General features: G+C 66.7%; 12 protein-coding genes. 4 read left to right on the top strand and 8 right to left on the bottom strand.

Annotated features, from left to right (window positions below; all coding sequences use genetic code 11):
* The first annotated feature begins 13 nt into the window (after nt 1–13).
* The 3 genes from ACQPYR_RS02005 to ACQPYR_RS02015 are packed head-to-tail and all read left to right on the top strand — an operon-like array spanning nt 14 to nt 5,296.
* Nucleotides 14–3,244: a circularly permuted type 2 ATP-grasp protein gene (locus tag ACQPYR_RS02005; protein ID WP_433634976.1), complete on the top strand. Its 3,231-nt coding sequence runs from the start codon at nt 14–16 to the stop codon at nt 3,242–3,244.
* Entirely contained in the window at nt 3,241–4,155 is a 915-nt protein-coding gene (locus ACQPYR_RS02010; RefSeq protein ID WP_433626907.1) for a transglutaminase family protein, read from the top strand. Before ACQPYR_RS02005 ends, ACQPYR_RS02010 begins: the two co-directional genes overlap by 4 nt.
* A gap of 4 nt (nt 4,156–4,159) precedes the next feature.
* Nucleotides 4,160–5,296, top strand: coding sequence for a zinc-binding metallopeptidase family protein (locus ACQPYR_RS02015; protein WP_433626910.1), 1,137 nt, complete (start codon nt 4,160–4,162; stop codon nt 5,294–5,296).
* Between the two features lies 1 nt (nt 5,297).
* Here ACQPYR_RS02015 and ACQPYR_RS02020 read toward each other — a convergent pair whose 3' ends face one another.
* The 7 genes from ACQPYR_RS02020 to ACQPYR_RS02050 form a co-directional block, all read right to left on the bottom strand.
* A complete protein-coding gene (locus ACQPYR_RS02020) occupies nt 5,298–5,723 on the bottom strand; it encodes a hypothetical protein (RefSeq protein ID WP_387294122.1) in 426 nt (141 codons plus the stop codon).
* 46 nt (nt 5,724–5,769) lie between these two features.
* A complete protein-coding gene (locus tag ACQPYR_RS02025) occupies nt 5,770–6,642 on the bottom strand; it encodes a DUF2637 domain-containing protein (RefSeq protein WP_433626913.1) in 873 nt (290 codons plus the stop codon).
* A 147-nt stretch (nt 6,643–6,789) separates the two neighbouring features.
* A complete protein-coding gene (locus tag ACQPYR_RS02030) occupies nt 6,790–7,527 on the bottom strand; it encodes a type 1 glutamine amidotransferase (RefSeq protein WP_433634977.1) in 738 nt (245 codons plus the stop codon).
* A 23-nt stretch (nt 7,528–7,550) separates the two neighbouring features.
* Nucleotides 7,551–8,786, bottom strand: coding sequence for a MurT ligase domain-containing protein (locus ACQPYR_RS02035; protein WP_433626915.1), 1,236 nt, complete (start codon nt 8,784–8,786; stop codon nt 7,551–7,553).
* A gap of 188 nt (nt 8,787–8,974) precedes the next feature.
* Complete coding sequence (locus ACQPYR_RS02040) at nt 8,975–9,610, bottom strand: pyridoxamine 5'-phosphate oxidase family protein (RefSeq protein ID WP_433626917.1); 636 nt, start codon at nt 9,608–9,610, stop codon at nt 8,975–8,977.
* 66 nt (nt 9,611–9,676) lie between these two features.
* A complete protein-coding gene (locus ACQPYR_RS02045) occupies nt 9,677–11,395 on the bottom strand; it encodes a hydroxysqualene dehydroxylase (protein ID WP_433626920.1) in 1,719 nt (572 codons plus the stop codon).
* 1,099 nt (nt 11,396–12,494) lie between these two features.
* The gene (locus ACQPYR_RS02050; RefSeq protein ID WP_433626922.1) at nt 12,495–13,463 is read right to left on the bottom strand and encodes an EamA family transporter; all 969 of its coding nucleotides are present in this window, start codon (nt 13,461–13,463) and stop codon (nt 12,495–12,497) included.
* Nucleotides 13,464–14,061: 598 nt separating this feature from the next.
* Between ACQPYR_RS02050 and ACQPYR_RS02055 the strand changes: the two genes are divergently transcribed.
* Complete coding sequence (locus ACQPYR_RS02055; protein WP_433634978.1) at nt 14,062–14,958, top strand: LysR family transcriptional regulator; 897 nt, start codon at nt 14,062–14,064, stop codon at nt 14,956–14,958.
* Between the two features lie 666 nt (nt 14,959–15,624).
* Here ACQPYR_RS02055 and ACQPYR_RS02060 read toward each other — a convergent pair.
* A complete protein-coding gene (locus ACQPYR_RS02060) occupies nt 15,625–17,277 on the bottom strand; it encodes an AAA family ATPase (RefSeq protein WP_433626925.1) in 1,653 nt (550 codons plus the stop codon).
* Between the last annotated feature and the right edge of the window lie 350 nt (nt 17,278–17,627).

Below are 17,627 nucleotides of genomic sequence, written 5' to 3' on the forward strand. Positions count from 1 at the left end.
CGGCGCGGTGACTATGCGCGACGAAGCGCGCGGCTCGGGTGCTCGGGAATCCGAGACGACGCTATTGAATGCCGGACGGCTGAGTGTCCGCGAGCAGGTCGCGGAACAGTTCGCCAGATATCGCGCCGAGGGTGCCGATACCGCGGGCTACGACGAATGCGGTCGGCCGACCGGCGGGTATTACGACGAGCTGGTCGATCCAGCGGGTGGCGTGCGGCGCATGTGGTCGGAGCTGTCCGCCGATTTCGTGGAATTGGGCACGACCGGGCTCGGGCGGCTGGACAGCCGGGTGCGCAGGCTCATCGATGACGACGGCATCTACTACACCGAGGTGGGTGCGGCGGGCGAACCGCCCATGCCGACCGCCTGGCGGCTGGATCCGATTCCGCTGCTGGTCTCCGCCGACGACTGGACTCGGCTGGAGGCCGGGCTGGTGCAGCGCTCGCGGGTGCTCGACGAGGTGCTCACCGATATCTACGGCGCGCGCCGCACCATCACCACCGGTCTGCTGCCGCCGGAGGTCGTGTTCGGCAATCGCGGATATGTGCGGGCCGCGCATGGCATCACGATTCCCGGGCGGCACCAGTTGTTCCTGCACGCCTGCGATCTCAGCCGGTGGAGCGACGGACAGTTCCGCGTTATCGCCGACTGGGCGCAGGCGCCGTCGGGTGCCGGATACGCGCTGGCGGATCGGCGGGTGGTGTCGACGGCGATTCCCGAGGCCTTCGAACATTCCAATCCGCGTCCGCTCACGCCGTTCGCGCGGGCCATGCGATTGATGTTGATCGAGTCCGCGCCGATGGCCGATGACAATGATCCGGTCGTCGTGGTGCTCAGTCCAGGTGTGCATTCCGAAACCGCCTTCGACCAGGCCTATCTCGCCTCGACGCTGGGTTTTCCGCTGGTGGAGAGCGCGGATCTGGTGGTGCGCGACGGTGCGCTGTGGATGCGCTCGCTCGGCAGGTTGAAGCGGGTCGATGTGGTGCTGCGGCGGGTGGACGCCGAATTCTCCGATCCGCTTGATCTGCGGCCGGATTCGCGGCTCGGGGTGGTCGGGCTGGTGGAGGTGCTGCGACGCGGTGCGGTGACCGTGGTGAATACGATCGGCAGCGGATTGCTGGAGAATCCCGCGCTGGCCGGATTCCTGCCGCGGATCTCGCGGGCTCTGCTCGGCGAGGAGTTGGCGCTCGAGAGTGCGCCGACGTACTGGGGTGGCAATGACAGCGAACGGTCGCATCTGATCGCGAATCTGGATCGACTGATCATTTGCTCGGCGGTCGACGGTGCGACGCTGTTCGGTCCGGAACTGTCGAATGCCGAACGCGCGGAACTCGCCGCTCGGATCGAGGACTGCGGCTGGCAGTGGGTCGGGCAGGAGCCCGCGCAGTTCTCGGTCGCGCCCGCAGTGCAGGGTTACGGCGGACTCGCCTCGGCGCCGGTCGGTATGCGGTTGTTCTCGCTCGCCCGACGCGGCGGCTATACCGCAATGGAAGGTGGCCTCGGCCAACTGCGCCAACGCCTGCAACCCGAGCGGGTAGTCATAAAGGTTGCCGCCAAAGACATTTGGGTCCGCGCCGCGCCGACCGCAGTGGCCGCCATCAGCACCGAACCCGCCCAGGAGGAACGCGAACGTCGCGCCCCGGCGATCGAGCCGGTCAGCTCCCCCCGCGTGCTCAACGACCTGTTCTGGATGGGTCGCTACAGCGAGCGCGCGGAAGCTGTTGTGCGCCAGCTGATCGCAACACACGACTGCTACCAGGACTACCGCTACCGTCCCTGGCTGGATGGCGCCGACGCGCTACCCGTACTCATGGCCGCGCTGGCCCGCACCACCGGAACGCCGGCTCCGCTCAGTGTGCTGCCCGGTGGTGTGCATGGTGCCGGGGTAGTTGAGAAGGTGGCCGCTGAGCCGAGTTCTCCTGGTGGAGAGCATGATTCGAGTGCCAGTGTCCATGGTTCCGCGACGAGTGGGTCAGGCGGTGGCAAGGCCACGGAGGCTGCCGGGCCAGCGGATGCCGGTGCGATTGGGGCGGAGTCGCGCCAGCCAGCTGCACGGTCACAAACGCAATCGCAGGCGGCAGGACCCGGTCCGCGTGCAGCAGGGGCGCCGGGTCCGGCCGGAGCGGAACCGCCTGCGTCGAGCTCGGCTGGCCAAGGGCCCCAGGCAACGGGAGCGCCGTCTGGTTCCGGCGAGCCCGGGTTGGATGCGAATTCCGGTGCGCAGCTGCCAGGGTCCGGTCCTGCATCGCAAGCGCCCGGATCGCAGACGCAATCGCAGGCGGCCGGGCGAGGACCGGGTGTCAGGGGAGCGGCTTCAGGCTCCGATGAGCTGGGATCGTCGCAGTCGGGTGGACAAGGGGCGAGCGCCTCGGGAGCGGCATCGGGCGCCGCTGATTCCGCGAAGCCGGTTGCGGCGATTACGGCACGGTCGGTGCCCGAGGAGGGGCGGGAGGGGCATGACTATTTGGTGGCGTTGACCGTTGATCGGGATATGCCGGGGGCGATGGCGTTTGCGATCAATCGGTACGGGTCGGCGGCGCGGGCGGTGCGCGATCAGTTGTCGGTGGATACCTGGATGATTCTGGGTGCGGTGGATCGGGCGCTGGAAGAGTATCGATTCACCGGTGACGATCAGGAATCGGCATTGTCGGCGCTGCATTCGCTGTCGTTGGCGGCACTGCTTTCACTGTCCGGTATCGGTGCCGAATCGCTGGTGCGCGACACCGGTTGGTACGTCATGGATATCGGCAAGCGCATCGAGCGGGGCCTGTCTTTGACCGCATTACTCGCGGCCGCGCTGACGACGGTCTATCCGCCGGAAGCCGAGCGGGTGGTCACCGAAACGGTCCTGCGGGCGACCGAGTCGTCGGTGAGTTACCGTCGGCGGCACCGGGATTCGGTGCGGGTATCGGCGGTGGCCGGACTGCTGCTTTTCGACGCCGGGAATCCGCGTTCGCTGGCCTATCAGCTCGATCAGCTCGACGCCGACTTCCAGGCGCTGCCGGGCGCGTCGGGATCCTCACGCCCGCAACGACTGCTGGCCGATGCCCAGCGCATGCTGCGCCGAGTGGATCCTGCCGATCTGGATATCACCGATGCCGAGGGCCGGCGTACCGAACTGGCCGAGTTGCTGGAGGGCGTGCATTTGCGGTTGCGCAAGATCTCCGAATCCTTCGAGACCACGAAACTGGCACTGCCGGTGGGCATCCAGCCGCTGTGGGGTAGCACGAGGGTCGTTGGATGATCGCGCGCAACGCCGCCGCCCGGCACTACCGGGTCGAGCATCGCACCACCTACAAATATTCCGACGAGGTCACCAGCTCCTATGGGCGCGCCTATCTGACACCGCGGGAGTTTCCCGGACAGCGCCTGCTCTCGCATGAGATCCATATCGATCCGACACCGTCGGACCGCTCGATCGGCACCGACGTGTACGGCAACACCACCTCGTATTTCCATGTCACGGCAGAACATACGAAGCTCGTGGTCACCGGGGAATCCGTGGTCGAGGTCGACATACCCGATGCGACCGCGGTGAGCGCCACCGGCAAGCCTTGGGAGCAGGCCCGTCCGTCCACCGCCACTGGTCCGCTGGCGGTGGAATTCACCCTCGACCTGCATCCGCCTGAGATCACCCCCGAGGTCACCGCATACGCTGCCGAATCCTTCACGCCCGGCAGGCCGCTGCTGGAAGCGGTGACCGAACTCAACACCCGCATCCACGACGACTTCACCTACAAATCTGGCTCGACGACGGTATCCACCAAAGTCGCCGACGTCTTCGCCGCACGTGCGGGCGTCTGCCAGGACTTCGCCAGGATCGGCGCCGCCTGCCTGCGCTCACACGGGCTGGCCTCGCGCTATGTATCCGGTTATCTGGCAACCGATCCGCCGCCGGGTAAGGAACGCATGGTCGGCGCGGACGCGACGCACGCGTGGTCCGCGGTATGGGTTCCCGGCGATACCGCGCACGACCGGACCGGTCACTGGATCGGCTTCGACCCCACCAACGGCCAATTCGCCGACGAGCGGTACGTAACCGTCGCATGGGGTCGCGATTACGCCGATGTGCCCCCGATGCGTGGCATCATCTACACCGACGCCAAGGAGAGCTCGATCACCGTATCCGTCGACGTGGCGCCGGTAGAGGTGTAGCCATATGCGCGATTTCACCTGTCCGAACTGCGGACAACAGTTGGCCTTCGAGAATTCGGTGTGCCTGTCCTGTTCCAGCCCACTGGGTTTCAGTCTCGCCGATCGCGCGCTGGTGGTGATCGGCGATCCGCCGGGCGACGCGGCGGTGGATCGGTCGCGCGGCGTTGTCGATCGCGACCGCTTCCGGCTCTGCGACAACTTGCATGTGGCGGAATGCAATTGGTTGGTGCCCGTGCCCGGTACCGAGGTCTCGGTCAGTTCGATCGTGCCGCCTCCCTCGGGTACGTCGGAAGATGCCTGGCACATCACTGCTTCGCCGTTGCCCGCGGATGGCAATGACGGACCGCGACTTTGCGAATCCTGTCGCCTGACCCGCACCCGCCCCAACGATCTCGACGCCGCGGGCCTGCGGGCCTTCGCCGAGGCCGAGGCCGCCAAGCGCCGACTGATCATGGAACTGGTCGAACTCGGTCTGCCAGTCGTCGGCCGCGACCGGAACCCGCACACCGGCCTGGCCTTCGACCTGCTCTCCAGCGCCACCGACCGGGTTGTCACCGGCCACAAGAACGGTGTGATCACCGTGGATCTGGCCGAGGCCAACGACCCGCATCGCGAACAATTGCGGATCGAGATGGACGAGCCGTACCGCACCCTGCTCGGCCATTTCCGCCACGAGATCGGCCACTACTACTTCTCGGTGCTGGTCGCCGATGACGATGCCGCGCAACGCTTCCGGAATCTGTTCGGTGATCCCGACGCCGATTACCAAGCGGCACTGGACCACCACTACTCCGCGGGCGCACCCGCGGGCTGGGAAAATGGCTACGTCTCTTCCTACGCCACCATGCACGCCGCCGAGGACTGGGCCGAAACCTTCGCGCACTACCTGCACATCCGCGACACCCTCGATACCGCCGCCGCCTTCGGCATCGCCCCCGCCGGCGCGACCCTGGACCGTCCCCAAGTCGGCCGCGCCGGCTTCGACCACATTATCGACCTCTGGCTTCCCCTCGCCTGGTCGCTCAATATGGTCAACCGCTCAATGGGCCACGACGACCTCTACCCCTTCGTCCTGCCCGACCCGGTGCTCGAAAAAATGCGCCTGGTGCACGACCTCTGCACCATGCCGGAGCCCAGCTGAGCTAGCCGACCCCGTTGGTCGCGATCACGTGGTCCGCCATGCCTTCCGGTCCCCATTGGTTCTGCGCCAGCGCCTCGTATACGCAGATCAGCAGTAAAATCCGGGCTCGCTGTCCGGCCGTCAATTCGGTATCCAGATACGAATCCTGGACACGCAGGCCGGCGCCGGATACCCGGCGCGGGTTCGGCTCGGACAGCAACCAGAACAACTCCGGACCGATCAAGGTCGAGCGGCCGCCGGTTTCGGTGAACCACCGGGACGCGTATTCGATCATCAGATCGGTGAATGTTTCTCCGCTGCTGATCGATTCCGCGAACTGGTTCAACGCGCCCGAGCGATCGATGCCGCTCTGGATCACCGACGCGAGCCGGCCCGCGACCTCCCGGAATTGTTCTACGCCCTGGTCTTGCCAAACGGTAAAAGCCATCGCTTACTCCATCGACGTGTCCGATTGTGGCTGAAGCAGTTTCGAGTCAGAAGGGGTTGATCGTTGTCTTGCCGCCCGCGCCGTTGGTCGCGAATGTCGGGGTGATCCGCGGTGCGGCTGCTGTCCGAGGCAGTGCGCTGGCCAGCAGCTTTTTCGGAGCGACAGGCAGCGGGTCGGTATTCTCCAGGATCGCGGCGCCCCGAGTGGACACGACACGCTCTTCCTCGGGCACCGAATCCCAATCATCCTCTGCCGGGTCGTCCCAATCGTCCTGCGCGAGGTCCCAATCCTGCTCTGCCGCTTGATCGCGGACTTCTGGCGTTACCGGTGCGAGGTGCTCTGGCATCGCCGGTGTGCGATCCTCCTGCGCTGTTGGGGTCTGCTGCGCTGTTGGGGTCTGCTGCGCTGTTGGGGTCTGCTGCGCTGCTGGGGCCTGCTCCGCCGTGCGGCCGCGCCCGAACAGCATCAGGGTGAGATGCACCGCGAACAGCATGGTCAACGGCATACCGGCGTACAGCGACAAAGACACGGGGCTACCCCCGATTTCGCGCGCGTACTCGATATTTCCGGCCACCGACACCAGGGTCCAGAAGACGAACAGCGCGGTGGCGTACCACCAGGCCGAACTTCGCCGCTTGAAGGTGGCGGTGGCAATGATCGAACCGATGACCAATCCGTCGATGGCGATCGGCACATTCGCGGCGAGCGCCGGAGCCACCAGGTTTCGCACCGACAGATCGTGCAATGCGGCAAACGACATTTCGAACGACGTAAGTGCGACGACGCCGGTGACGATTGCCGAAGCATGTAGTGGGCGCGGTCGCCATGCCCGAAGCCGGGTGATCAGCGGCGGCCGATGATCCGCCGGTGCCGACTTTTCCTCGAGCAGTTCCGTTTCCGTTGTTGTGATCGTCGCCATAGCGGGAGCGTATCGTGCATCACTGCGTATTCCGCCGAGGCTCCCGGCGAAGACCCGGCGCGTTGTCCGTATATCGGACATCGCGCCCAAATCCGCCATGCGCATTGGCAACCTGGTTGCGCCCGCTATGGACAACCAGGTGAGCGCTCAGGCGCGCAGGCGTTCTCGGCGGAGTTGGTCTACCTCGGGGAGGTGCAGTGGGGGGAGTTCATCCACGCCGAGGACGCGCGCGAGCAGGAGGTCGGCGAGTTCCGGATTGCGGGCGAGGGCGGGGCCGTGCATGTAGGTGCCGATGGTCGAGCCCTGGACCACGCCCTCGAGTCCGTCGCCGACACCGTTGCCGACGCCGCGGGTTACGTGCGCGAGCCCGGTGGCGTCGCCGCCGAGTTTGGTTCCGCCGCGATGGTTTTCGAAGCCGGTGAGGGCCGCGGTGAGACCGGGGAGCAGCGGGGTGGTCGTCACCTCGCCGATGGCGCGCTTGGCCTGCGGAGAGGTGGTGACATCAATGAGGCCGACGCCGTCGACGCGCTCGCCGGTGGACGTCTCGTACCAGTGGCCGAGCACCTGGATGGCGGCGCAGATGGCGAGTACCGGAGCGCCTTTCGCGGCGGCCTGCTGCAGGCCGGGATAGCGCTGCAGATGCCGGGTGGCCAGTCGCTGCGCCGAATCCTCCGCTCCGCCAAGGGTATAGATGTCGAGCGACTCGGGAACCGGGTCGGACAGCGTGATTTCGACGATCTCGGCGTCGTGGCCGCGCATGCGCAGCCGCTGCCGCAGCACCAGCGCATTGCCGCCGTCGCCGTAGGTGCCCATCACATCGGGCAGCACCAAGCCGATTCGTACCGTCGATTCGTGCCCGCGCGTCACCCGGCCACCACCCCCCATCGAATCGCTACGCGATGCTGACATTATTCTCGCTCCTCCAGATCGCGGTTGAGATCGCGGAACGCGGTGTAGTTGGCCAGGACCTCGACCCGTCCCGCCGGACAGGATGCGATGGCATGCAGCGGATCCGGCACCGTGGTGTGCCGAACTCCGGCATAGGTCAGGCGCACCGCGAGATCGGTGGCGCGCTCACCGGCGGCCACCACTTGAATGCCCTCGAAGTGCTCGAATCGCACATCCCACAGCCAGGACAGATCCTCGCCATCGGGCACCTGCCCGTTCACCGCGATCACCAGACCGGCCGAATCGGGCTCGATCATCGACAGCGCCTCCTGCCAGCCGGCCGGATTCTTCGCCAGCAGCAGCCGGGCGGCGTGCTCGCCGACCTGCACCGTCCGATAGCGACCGGCGATCTCGCGCACCGTACCCGCCGCGGTCGCCGCCGCCGCCGGATCCGCACCGAGGGCGACCGCCGCGGCGACCGCCTGCGCAGCATTGCCCTTGTTGGCCCGTCCGGGCAGCGCCAATTTCAGCGGCAGCCGGACACCGTCGGGTCCGACCAGCTCATCGCCGTCCAGCCACCAATTCGGTTCGGGCCGTTCGAAATCCGTGCCGGTGCTGCGCCAATGCGCGCCCTCCCAGACGATCGGCTCACCGCTGCGGGGGCAACTCGTCGCATCCATCGACCAACCGCTGCCCGCCGCGACCCACACCACATTCGGGTGGTCGTAGGCAATGGAGGTCACCAGCACATCGTCGCAGTTGGCGATCACCACGGTCTGCGGATGCCGCGCCAGTCCGGCGCGCAGCTTGCGCTCGATCATATTGATCTCGCCGACCCGATCCAGCTGATCGCGGCTGAGGTTCAGCAGGACCACCACGGACGGATTCAGCGAATCGGTGACGTGCGGCAGATGCAGTTCATCCACCTCGATCGCGGCCAGCGGCGTCCCGCGGTGCGCACTCAGCGCGGCCACGATGCCCGCGTCCATATTCGCGCCATCGGCCTGCGTGGCGACCTTGCCGAGGGTGCTCAGTGCGGCCGTGGTCATCCTGGTGGTGGTCGACTTGCCATTGGTGCCGGTCACCAGCACGGTACGCCGCCCGCGGCCCAGCTGATCCATGATCGTCTTATCGATCTGCAGGGCGATCAGCCCGCCGATCATCGACCCCTTGCCGCGGCCCGCCTTCTGCGAGGCCCACGACGCTGCCGCCGCCGCCCGCAGCGCGAGTCGCCCGCGCACCGTTATGTCTGCCACGCCGCGAGTCTATGTGTTCTGCCCGGCGGCGCATTCGCTGCGGCCCAGCTCCCCCGCCTCCCCGGAACTTTTGCCGGTCGTCGAGCACGGGGAGATTCCCGTTCCGGGCCGTCAGATCTGTGTCGGACGACTGTTGGGCGTACCCGACGAGTTACCCATGTGCTGACGAGATCAGTGCTTACGTTTGTCTAATACAGCTTGGCGTTGTAGTTTTCCGGCGAGTAGTAACGCTCCAACTCCTCCACCGACTCAGTCACATTGGTCTGGACCTCTTTGACGAGCCGGGCCGCACTGGGCAGATTGTCGACCGGCCACTGCTCCGGTTCCCACAGGTGACTGCGGATGAACGCCTTGGCGCAGTGGAAGAAGATCTGCTCGATATCGACCTCGACCGCCAGGATCGGCCGATGGCCCTTGACCACCATGTCGTCGAAATACGGTGCGTCGCGAACCAGGCGCGCCCGGCCGTTGATGCGCAGCGTTTCGCGGCGGCCCGGAATCATGAACAGTAGCCCGACGTGCGGATTGCTGAGGATATTCAGGTAGCCGTCGCCCCTGCGATTCCCCGGCCGTTCCGGGATGGCGATGGTGGTGTCGTCGAGCACCTTCACGAATCCGGCCGGATCGCCCTTCGGTGAGGTGTCGCAATTGCCGTCGGCATCGCTGGTACTGAGGGCGATGAACGGGGTGGCCGCGATCCAGTCGCGGTCGCGCGGATGCAGTGCGACGCGCTCCTTCGTCGCGGCTCGCGGCATGACCTCCCCGAGCAACTGCCGCAGCTCGCCCGGGTCGGTGATCTGATTGGTGTCGGTGATCTCGCCCATTCTTCGATCAAAGCACCGGCACGGGGTCGCCGACGATCGAATTATGTTCCCGCGAGGGGAGATCGATCACAGTCGCACGTCGAACAGGTTCGGCTGGCCCGCGGCATAGCGGTCGGCATCGATGCGGCGCAGCGGTTCCAGTTCGGTGGCCCGGTAGAGCGTGAACTTGCGGCAGCGTTCGGCATTCGAACCCGAAACGTCGAGAATGGCATTGACCGCGTCGCGCGCGGATTCGTTGGCGCCCTCCATGGTTGCCAGATCGACATTGGTGCGCACGTAATCGCCTGCCAGGAACAGGTTTTCGAGCGCGCCGTGGGCCTGCGGCCGACACTCCCACGATCCGGCGGTATTGATCAGCAGCGGATCCGCGTTGGCATTGCGCCGCTCGGACTCCTGCCAGCTGATGCCAGGATCGAGGAACCAGGAATGCAGATCGGCATCGCGCAACAGGTCGTCGCGGTCGTTCAGATGCGCCCGCAGTTGCGCCCACACTTCGCGCGCGATCTCCTCGTGCGTGCACTCCTTGGCGGGCTTGCCGTAGAGCATGCCGGGGGAGTTCCAGTCGGAGATATCGACCGAGAGGCAGTCCTGCACTGTGCCGTCGCCGAATTCGGTGAGTTTGCGCGTCCACAGCTGATTCTGGGTGATCGAGGTCAGCGACCACGGGGCATCGATATAGGCGGTGTGACCGTGTGAAATATCCATCGGTCTGCGCAGATAGAACTGGATTCCGTTCATCCAGTCGACGAAGAGGCGATCCATCGCCGCCAGTTCCGGGCGCACCTCGAGTACGTCGGGCGACCAGAGCGCGCGGGCCCGTTCGGCGGACAGCGCGACCACGAAATAGTCGGCGTCGATGCTGCGCTGTGCGCCGTTTTCATCGACGATGCGGGCCGAGGCGATCCGCCGATCGCGCACCTCCAGCCCGCGTACCTCGGCCCCGACCGCGAATTGCACGCCGAGGTCGCGCAGACGCCGCACCCATGGATCGATCCATACCGAATTGGTCGGGCCGTTGAGCACCCGGTCCAGCGCGCCGTCGTTGCCGATTTCGAAGGGGTTGCCCAGGAACTGTTCGCCCATGGTGCCGATGGTGCGGACGCTGGCGACATCCTCCTTCGCGGCGACCATGATGCTGGTCAGTGTGCGCGAGAGCAGGGCGCGGAATTCGTGGGAGCGCTGATGGCCGCCTACGAAATCACGCCACGAGGTTTGCTCCCACTGTCCTAACCGCCGGGCATCGCAGCTGGAGTTGAATACCAGCAGGCGATCGGCGAAGTAGGCGCCTTCCTCGGCGGGCATTTTCAGGGCCGTCGCGATTGCCGCGCCCACCGTTTCGCGGAACGCGTCCGGAGTGAAATTCGTGCGGGCCTTGGGGCCAAGGGGAAGTCGGAAATCATCGCCGCCGCGGCGGGCGAAACGCGCCTCCGGCACGCCGATCAGATTATTCCAAACGCCATTCGGATTGCCCGCGAACGGAATTCGCCGCATGGTGTCCGGAATGTGTTGATAGAAGCCGGGAAAGAAGCGGAAGCCGTGCTCACCTGGTAGATCCGGCCGTCCGCCCGACCCGCTGCCCGGCACCGGAATACTACGCGCCTTGCCACCGAGCGCACGTCTCTCGAATACGGTGACCTGGAACCCCCGCTCGGCCAATTCGTGCGCCGCGGTCAATCCCGCGACCCCACCGCCGAGCACCGCGACCCGCCCGCCGCCGGGACTACCCGCGGCAGGCGCCGGTCTCAGCCCCCCGGCCGTCAGCGCCGCCGCCGTTGCTGCCCCCATCGCAACCGTGCCGCGAAGCATCGTTCTTCGCGAAACGGTCCACCGTTGATGTGCCATGCGCTTCTTTGCTGCCCTAAGCCTTCGGACCGATCTCTACCGCCGCCGAACACTGTAAAGCGACTGCTTGTGGGTGAGCCGACCCACCCCTGCCGCCGCCGGACCCGGTCGTCCTCGCATTCGACCAGGTCACGAATACAGCGGGGCAGACACTACCGGGCGGTGTGACCGGGTCGAGTTGGTTTCTGGAACCCGGGGTTGTACGCAAACTTCGCAGGTCAGAGCGTCGTTATGGCGATGTTGGCGAAAGGGGGCAGGTAAATCGCGTACAGCTGAGCTGGGCTGTTTATCGCACGCTGTGTGGGCGAGACAGAAATGGACCTGCGCGATGGCTCTGGGCCGTACGAACCAGGGTCGCCTGCCGAGAGTCGGCTCCGGCGTGGGGGGGCGTGGGGGGCGGGGCCGGTTGTGCTGTTGTGGCGAGTGCATGGCGGTTGGCTCGGGCGTCTATCAGTGGGGTGGTTTGCCCGAGGGTCGGCTTCGGTACCGGGGACGGTTGCACTGCTGTGGCGATCGCATGGCGCTCGGCTCAGGCGTCTACCAGTCGGGTTTGTTTGCCGAGGGTCGGCTCCGGCGTCGGGGGCCGGTCGGGGACGGTTGCGCTGCTGTGGCGATCGCATGGCGGTCGGCTCGGGCGTCTACCAGTCGGGGTGGTTTGCCGAGGGTCGGCTTCGGTGCCGGGGACGGTCGGGACCGGTTGCGCTGCCGTGGCGATCGCATGGCGTTCGGCTTGGGCGTCTATCAGTCGGGTTTGTTTGCCCCGGGGGCGGCTCTGGTGCCGGGGGCGGTCGGGGACGGTTGCGCTGTTGTGGCGAGTGCATGGCGCTCGGCTCGGGCGTAAATCAGTCGGGGTTGTTTGCCCGAGGGTCGGCTTCGGTGCCGGGGGCCGGTCGGGGACGGTTGTGCTGTTGTGGCGAGTGCATGGCGGTTGGCTCGGGCGTCTACCAGTGGGGTTGTTTGCCCGAGGGGCGGCTCTGGTGCGGGGGCGGTCGGGGCCGGTCGGGGACGGTTGCGCTGCTGTGGCGAGTGCATGGCGGTCGGTTCAGGCGTCTACCAGTCGGGGTTGTTTGCCGAGGGTCGGCTCCGACACCGGGGTAGCGGGCGAAACCGGTTCCGCCGCTGTGGTATTCGCATCGCGACGTCCCGCCTTCGTCGCGGCGAACGCACCCGCGATCACGATGGCTCCGCCGAGTAGTGACAGCGGTGTCGGGTCCTCGCCGAAGGCGGCCCAGGCGGCGAGGATGCCGACCACCGGAACGAGCAGGGACATGGGGGCGACAGTGCTTGCCGGGTACCGGCTCATCAGGTAGGTCCACAGACCCGAGCCCGCGATGGTGCCGAGCGCGACGATGTAGGCGAGGCCGAGCAGCGCGTGCCAGCCGCCGGGGGACGTGACGTCGGTCAACGCATGCAGGCCGGTCGTCGGCCCTTCGATGAACGCGGACAGCGCGAACATCGGGATCGGCGGCACAGCCGTCATCCACAGTGTCAGATGCAGTGGGTTGACCTCGCCGGACGCCGTGGCCAAACGTGAGCCGACATTGCCGAAGGCCCACCCGAGCCCGCCCGCCAGCGTCAGCAGCACCGGCAACAGGGCCGCATGCTGTGCGCGATCGAGCCCGATCACCACAATGCCCGCCACGGCGACGCCGATGCCGAGCAACTGCGTCACCCGCAACCGCTCCCGCAGGAACAGCGCACCCAGGACAACCGTGAACGGCGCGGAGGATTGCAGCACCAGCGAGGACAACCCGGTCGGCATGCCCGCGCGCATCGCGGTGAACAGGAACGCGAATTGCAGAATCCCGAACCCGATCCCATACAGCAGCAACCACCGCAGCGGCACCTTCGGCCGCGGCACGAACGCCAGCACCGGCACCGCGATCACCACGAACCGCAGCGCAGCGAAGAAGAACGGCGGAAAGTGGTCCAGCCCCACCCGAATAGCAATGAAGTTCAGCCCCCAGAGCAGGACAACGGTAAGCCCGAGCAAGCGGTCACGATTGGTCACGTTCCTTATCGTCGGTAATGAAACCAATAAGAACAATCGAATAAATGTGCACTGTCGATGTAGCATCACTTAATGGTTTTCGGCAGTCGTCCCTCTCTGACTCCCGACGCCGCGCGATCGGTCGGCAACACCGGCGAGCGCGGCGCTGTCGCGGCGTCGGTGTCAGCACTTGCGACCGAGGTCGCAGCCTCGCCGCCGGCTGCAATGTCGGAACAAGCTGCGGCTGCGCGATCGGGCCGCGCAAGAACGCCATGGATCGCAGGTTCACTATCGGGCGTAGGGGCGGCGTATGCCGCGGTGTCATGGACGGTTGCGGTTCTGGTCGCGGTGTTGCCTTTGGTGGGGGTGTTGGCGCATGCGGTGGGTGTGCGATCGGGTGGTGTAGGGGTCGCGGTTTCGCTATCGGGGGTTGGGGTGGTGTATGCCGTGGTGTCGTTGAGGGTCGCGGTTCTGGTCGCGGCGTTGCCTTCGGTGGCAGTGTTGGCGTACGCGGGTGCGCCATCGGGTGGTGCGGGGATGGCGGCAATCTCAGGTTCGCTATCGGCTGTAGGAGCGGCGCATGTCGCAGCCGCCTGAGGACGTGCGGGTTGGGCCGCCGATGGCGGTTGAGCGGCTGCGTGTGCTGCGGGAATTCGCGGATCGCGGGACGATCGCGGCTGTGGCCGAGGCGCTTTCGATGACTCCTTCAGCGGTATCGCAGCAGCTCAAGGTGCTCGCCAAGGAGGCGGGAGTCGCATTGCTCGAGCCCGATGGGCGCCGGGTTCGGCTGACCGATGCGGGGCACGCGCTTGTTGTGCGCGCCGACGAGGTGCTCGCCGCGATGGACCGTGCGGTGGCCGAGATGGCGCACTATCGCGGGTCCGCCCGCGGCCGGGTCCGGGTCGCGCTTTTCCCGTCCGGTGCGGCGCTGCTGCTGCCGCGGGTGCTGCCCGCACTGGCCGACAGTGGTGTCGAGGTCGTCGCCCGTGACGAGGACCTGCCGCCGAGTGAAGTGCCGCGGCTGCTCGCCGACTACGACGTCGTTCTCACCCACCGCGACGAGCGCTCACCCGGTATCGCGGGTCCTCGCGTCAGCACCACGGTCATCATGCGCGAACCCACCGATGTCGTTGTCGCACCGACCCATCCGCTCGCAACTCGCACCGAGGTGACCCCGGCCGAACTCGCCGAGGAGACCTGGCTCAGCGTCCGCGGCGGCTTCCCGGTCGACGACGTGCTGCGCTCCATCGCAACCATGACCGGCGTCCAACCCCGTATTGCCCAGCGCCTCAACGACTTCCGCGTCATCGAAACCCTCGTCGCCGCCAACTACGGCGTCGCCCTCATGCCCCGCTGGGCCGTCGCGCACCCGGATCTGGCTGTCCTACGCCTGTCGGGCGTGCGCGCCGCCCGCCTGTACGAACTCGCCACGCGCCCCCACGCCGCAACCCGCCCCGCCATAGCCACCGTCCTGCAAGCCTTTCACACCGCCGCCGCCGAAATCGCCGCCGAATAGCCCACCCCCGGCAGCCTGCTGTCGCACACCCAATCACCCCCTCGCAGAGGCTGCACCGCATGTGCCGTGCTCACTACCTGTGCGCCAGCCGGATCTCGGGCACGCTCGCTGATCGCGGGGATGGCGACTGTCGTGTGCGGTCGGTGGAATCCGTTGGCGCACACCCGTGTGATGCTGTCGTATGGGCGTGCGTCCTGTGCGCTGTGGACGGGGTTGCAGGTTTCAGGCTCGCAGGAGGCCGCACGCCGATGTGTCGTGCTCACTACCTGTGCGCCAGCCGGATCTCGGGCACGCTCGCCGATCGCGGGCCTGGCGACTGTGGTGTCCGCGTGGTGGAATCCGTTGGTGCACAACCGTGTGATGCGGTCGCATGGGCGTGCGTCCTGTGCGCCGTGGACGGGGTGGCAGGTTTCAGACTCGCAGGGGCCGCACGCCGATGTGCCGTGCTCACTACCTGTGCGCCAGCCGGATCTCGGACACGCTCGCTGATCGCGGGGCTGGCGACTGTGGAATCCGTTGGCACACACCGTGTGGCGCTGTCGCATAGGCTGCAACTTGTGCGAGGGTTCCAGCAGCTATGCGGCAGCTGAATCCGGGGTACGGCAGCAGATTTCGGCCCCGGGTGCGGCCCCGGCAACGTGCTCGGGGCCACAGGGGTTCGAAATGCTAGTGGTGTCGGGGCGGGCCGGGCCGGTACTGCTGGGAGCCGATATAGCCGAAATCGTCGGCGACCATGGCGGCCAGTTCCAGGAGGGCACGCCGGGTCGGCTTGCTCACCAGTTCCAGGTCGATCTCCGCGCCCTCGGCGAGGTGGTCATCGAAGGGCACCACCTGGACCGCGCGGGTGCGGTCGAGGAACAGTTTGCGCAGCTGGTCCAGGTCGACGGTGGAGGCGCCGCGGCGAGATGCGTTGACCACCACCACCGTTCGCTCGACCAACTTGCCGTAGCCGTGGTGGTCCAGCCAGTCCAGGGTGGCCGAGGCGCTGCGGGCGCCGTCGATGGCGGGTGAGGTCACCAGCACCAGCGAGCTGGCCATATCGAGCACACCGGCCATGGCCGAATGCATCAGACCGGTGCCGCAGTCGGTGAGGATGATGTTGTAGAACGACTGCAGAATGCCGATGGCCTGGCGGTAGTCGGCCTCGCTGAAGGCTTCGGAAACCGCCGGATCCTGTTCGCTGGCAAGCACTTCCAGTCGGCTGGGCGCCTGGGATGTATGCGCCCGGACATCGGAGTACCTGGTGATGTGATGATCCTCGAGCAGATTGCGCACGGTGGAGCGGGTCTGCCGCGGCACCCGATGCGCCAGCGTGCCGAGGTCGGGATTGGCATCGATCGCGATGACCCGGTCACCACGCAGCGACGAGAACGTCGATCCGAGCCCGACGGTTGTCGTGGTCTTGCCGACGCCGCCCTTCAGCGACAGGATCGCGATCCGATAGTCCCCGCGCACCGGCTGGTTCACCCGGTCGACGAGATCGCGGAAGACGACATCCGCCGCGGACTCACCGGGATTGATCATGCCGCCGGAGGCCTTGTGCACCGCGCGTCGCCAACCACTGCGCGGCGCTTTGCGCGCCCGCTTGAGCAGGTTCAGGTCATTGACCGAATGTCCCGGCTGACCCGGCTGCGGCACATGCTGGGGCTGGAACGGCTGCTGCGTATTCGGCGGGCCGCCTTGCCATCCCGGCGGCGGCCCCTGTTCGGTATACGGCACCATCCCGGTGCCCGGCCCTTGCTCGCCATACGGCATCAGACCGGTGCCCGGCCCCTGTTCGGCATACGGCAGCGGTTGCTGCGCCATGGGCGGCTGCCCCATCGGAGGCTGTTGCCCCATGGGCGGTTGCTGATACATCGGTGGCTGCTGCACCGGTGGTGGCGGCGCCCAACTGTAGATCGGCGGCTCGGCCGGACTTTCCACCGGGACCCGCCGGACCAGCCCATCGGGCCCGATCTCCTGGCGGTATTCGCCATAGGACGGCTCGGGCTGCACCGGATGGTTACCGCTCTGGCTGGGACTCGGCTGATACGGCTGCGCGAATTGACCTGTGTTGTACGGCGTTCCGGGTGGCGTGAACCCTTCGGGCGGCCCGTACTGCTGCTGCGGCGGAACCCCGGCCTGCGGGTAAGTGTTCTGATCTGTTGGCCCGCCAGGGTATCCGGTGAACTGTCCCGGCTCCGATTGTTCGGACTCATCGGGCTGTTCGGTGACCTCGGCGGCCTCGTGCTCGTCGGTCGCGGGCTCCGCGTCGACGGGTACGGATTCCGATGTTTCGTCCGGCGCCGAGGAGTCGGTGGTGACCTCGGCCGTATCCACCGAATGACTCTGCAGCCAGGGCGGAGAAGTCGGGTTGTGGTCGTTAGTTGTCACAGTTCCCCCATCTGCTCGGGAATTCGAGCAGAGAGCTCGGCGCTTGAAGTGCGAATCAACGCTAGCACGGGGTACTGGGCCCCGCGCCGTGGTATACACGGCCGCCGCGCCGAATGACACTCCGCGACCAGCCGATTCTTGCAGCTAACTCGAAAGCACTGTCCAACAGCAAGATCGAGAGCCGGGCACCCGAGTCGGCGACAAATTGTCATCGACGTGTGCCCGATCCCCACCGTACTCCGCGCCCTACGCCCAGGTCCCGCAATCCCGCCGGACACCGACCCAACTCGCCGCCC

This window comes from Nocardia sp. CA-120079, assembly GCF_050955745.1.
Lineage (GTDB): Bacteria > Actinomycetota > Actinomycetes > Mycobacteriales > Mycobacteriaceae > Nocardia.

Excerpts from the sequence above, each read along its gene's own strand:
- ACQPYR_RS02025 (WP_433626913.1), bottom strand. The coding sequence starts at position 6,642 with ATGGCGACGATCACAACAACGGAAACGGAACTGCTCGAGGAAAAGTCG.
- ACQPYR_RS02020 (WP_387294122.1), bottom strand. The coding sequence starts at position 5,723 with ATGGCTTTTACCGTTTGGCAAGACCAGGGCGTAGAACAATTCCGGGAG.
- ACQPYR_RS02030 (WP_433634977.1), bottom strand. The coding sequence starts at position 7,527 with ATGGGGGGTGGTGGCCGGGTGACGCGCGGGCACGAATCGACGGTACGA.
- ACQPYR_RS02005 (WP_433634976.1), top strand. The coding sequence starts at position 14 with ATGCGCGACGAAGCGCGCGGCTCGGGTGCTCGGGAATCCGAGACGACG.
- ACQPYR_RS02010 (WP_433626907.1), top strand. The coding sequence starts at position 3,241 with ATGATCGCGCGCAACGCCGCCGCCCGGCACTACCGGGTCGAGCATCGC.
- ACQPYR_RS02015 (WP_433626910.1), top strand. The coding sequence starts at position 4,160 with ATGCGCGATTTCACCTGTCCGAACTGCGGACAACAGTTGGCCTTCGAG.
- ACQPYR_RS02040 (WP_433626917.1), bottom strand. The coding sequence starts at position 9,610 with ATGGGCGAGATCACCGACACCAATCAGATCACCGACCCGGGCGAGCTG.
- ACQPYR_RS02055 (WP_433634978.1), top strand. The coding sequence starts at position 14,062 with ATGGCGGTTGAGCGGCTGCGTGTGCTGCGGGAATTCGCGGATCGCGGG.
- ACQPYR_RS02045 (WP_433626920.1), bottom strand. The coding sequence starts at position 11,395 with ATGGGGGCAGCAACGGCGGCGGCGCTGACGGCCGGGGGGCTGAGACCG.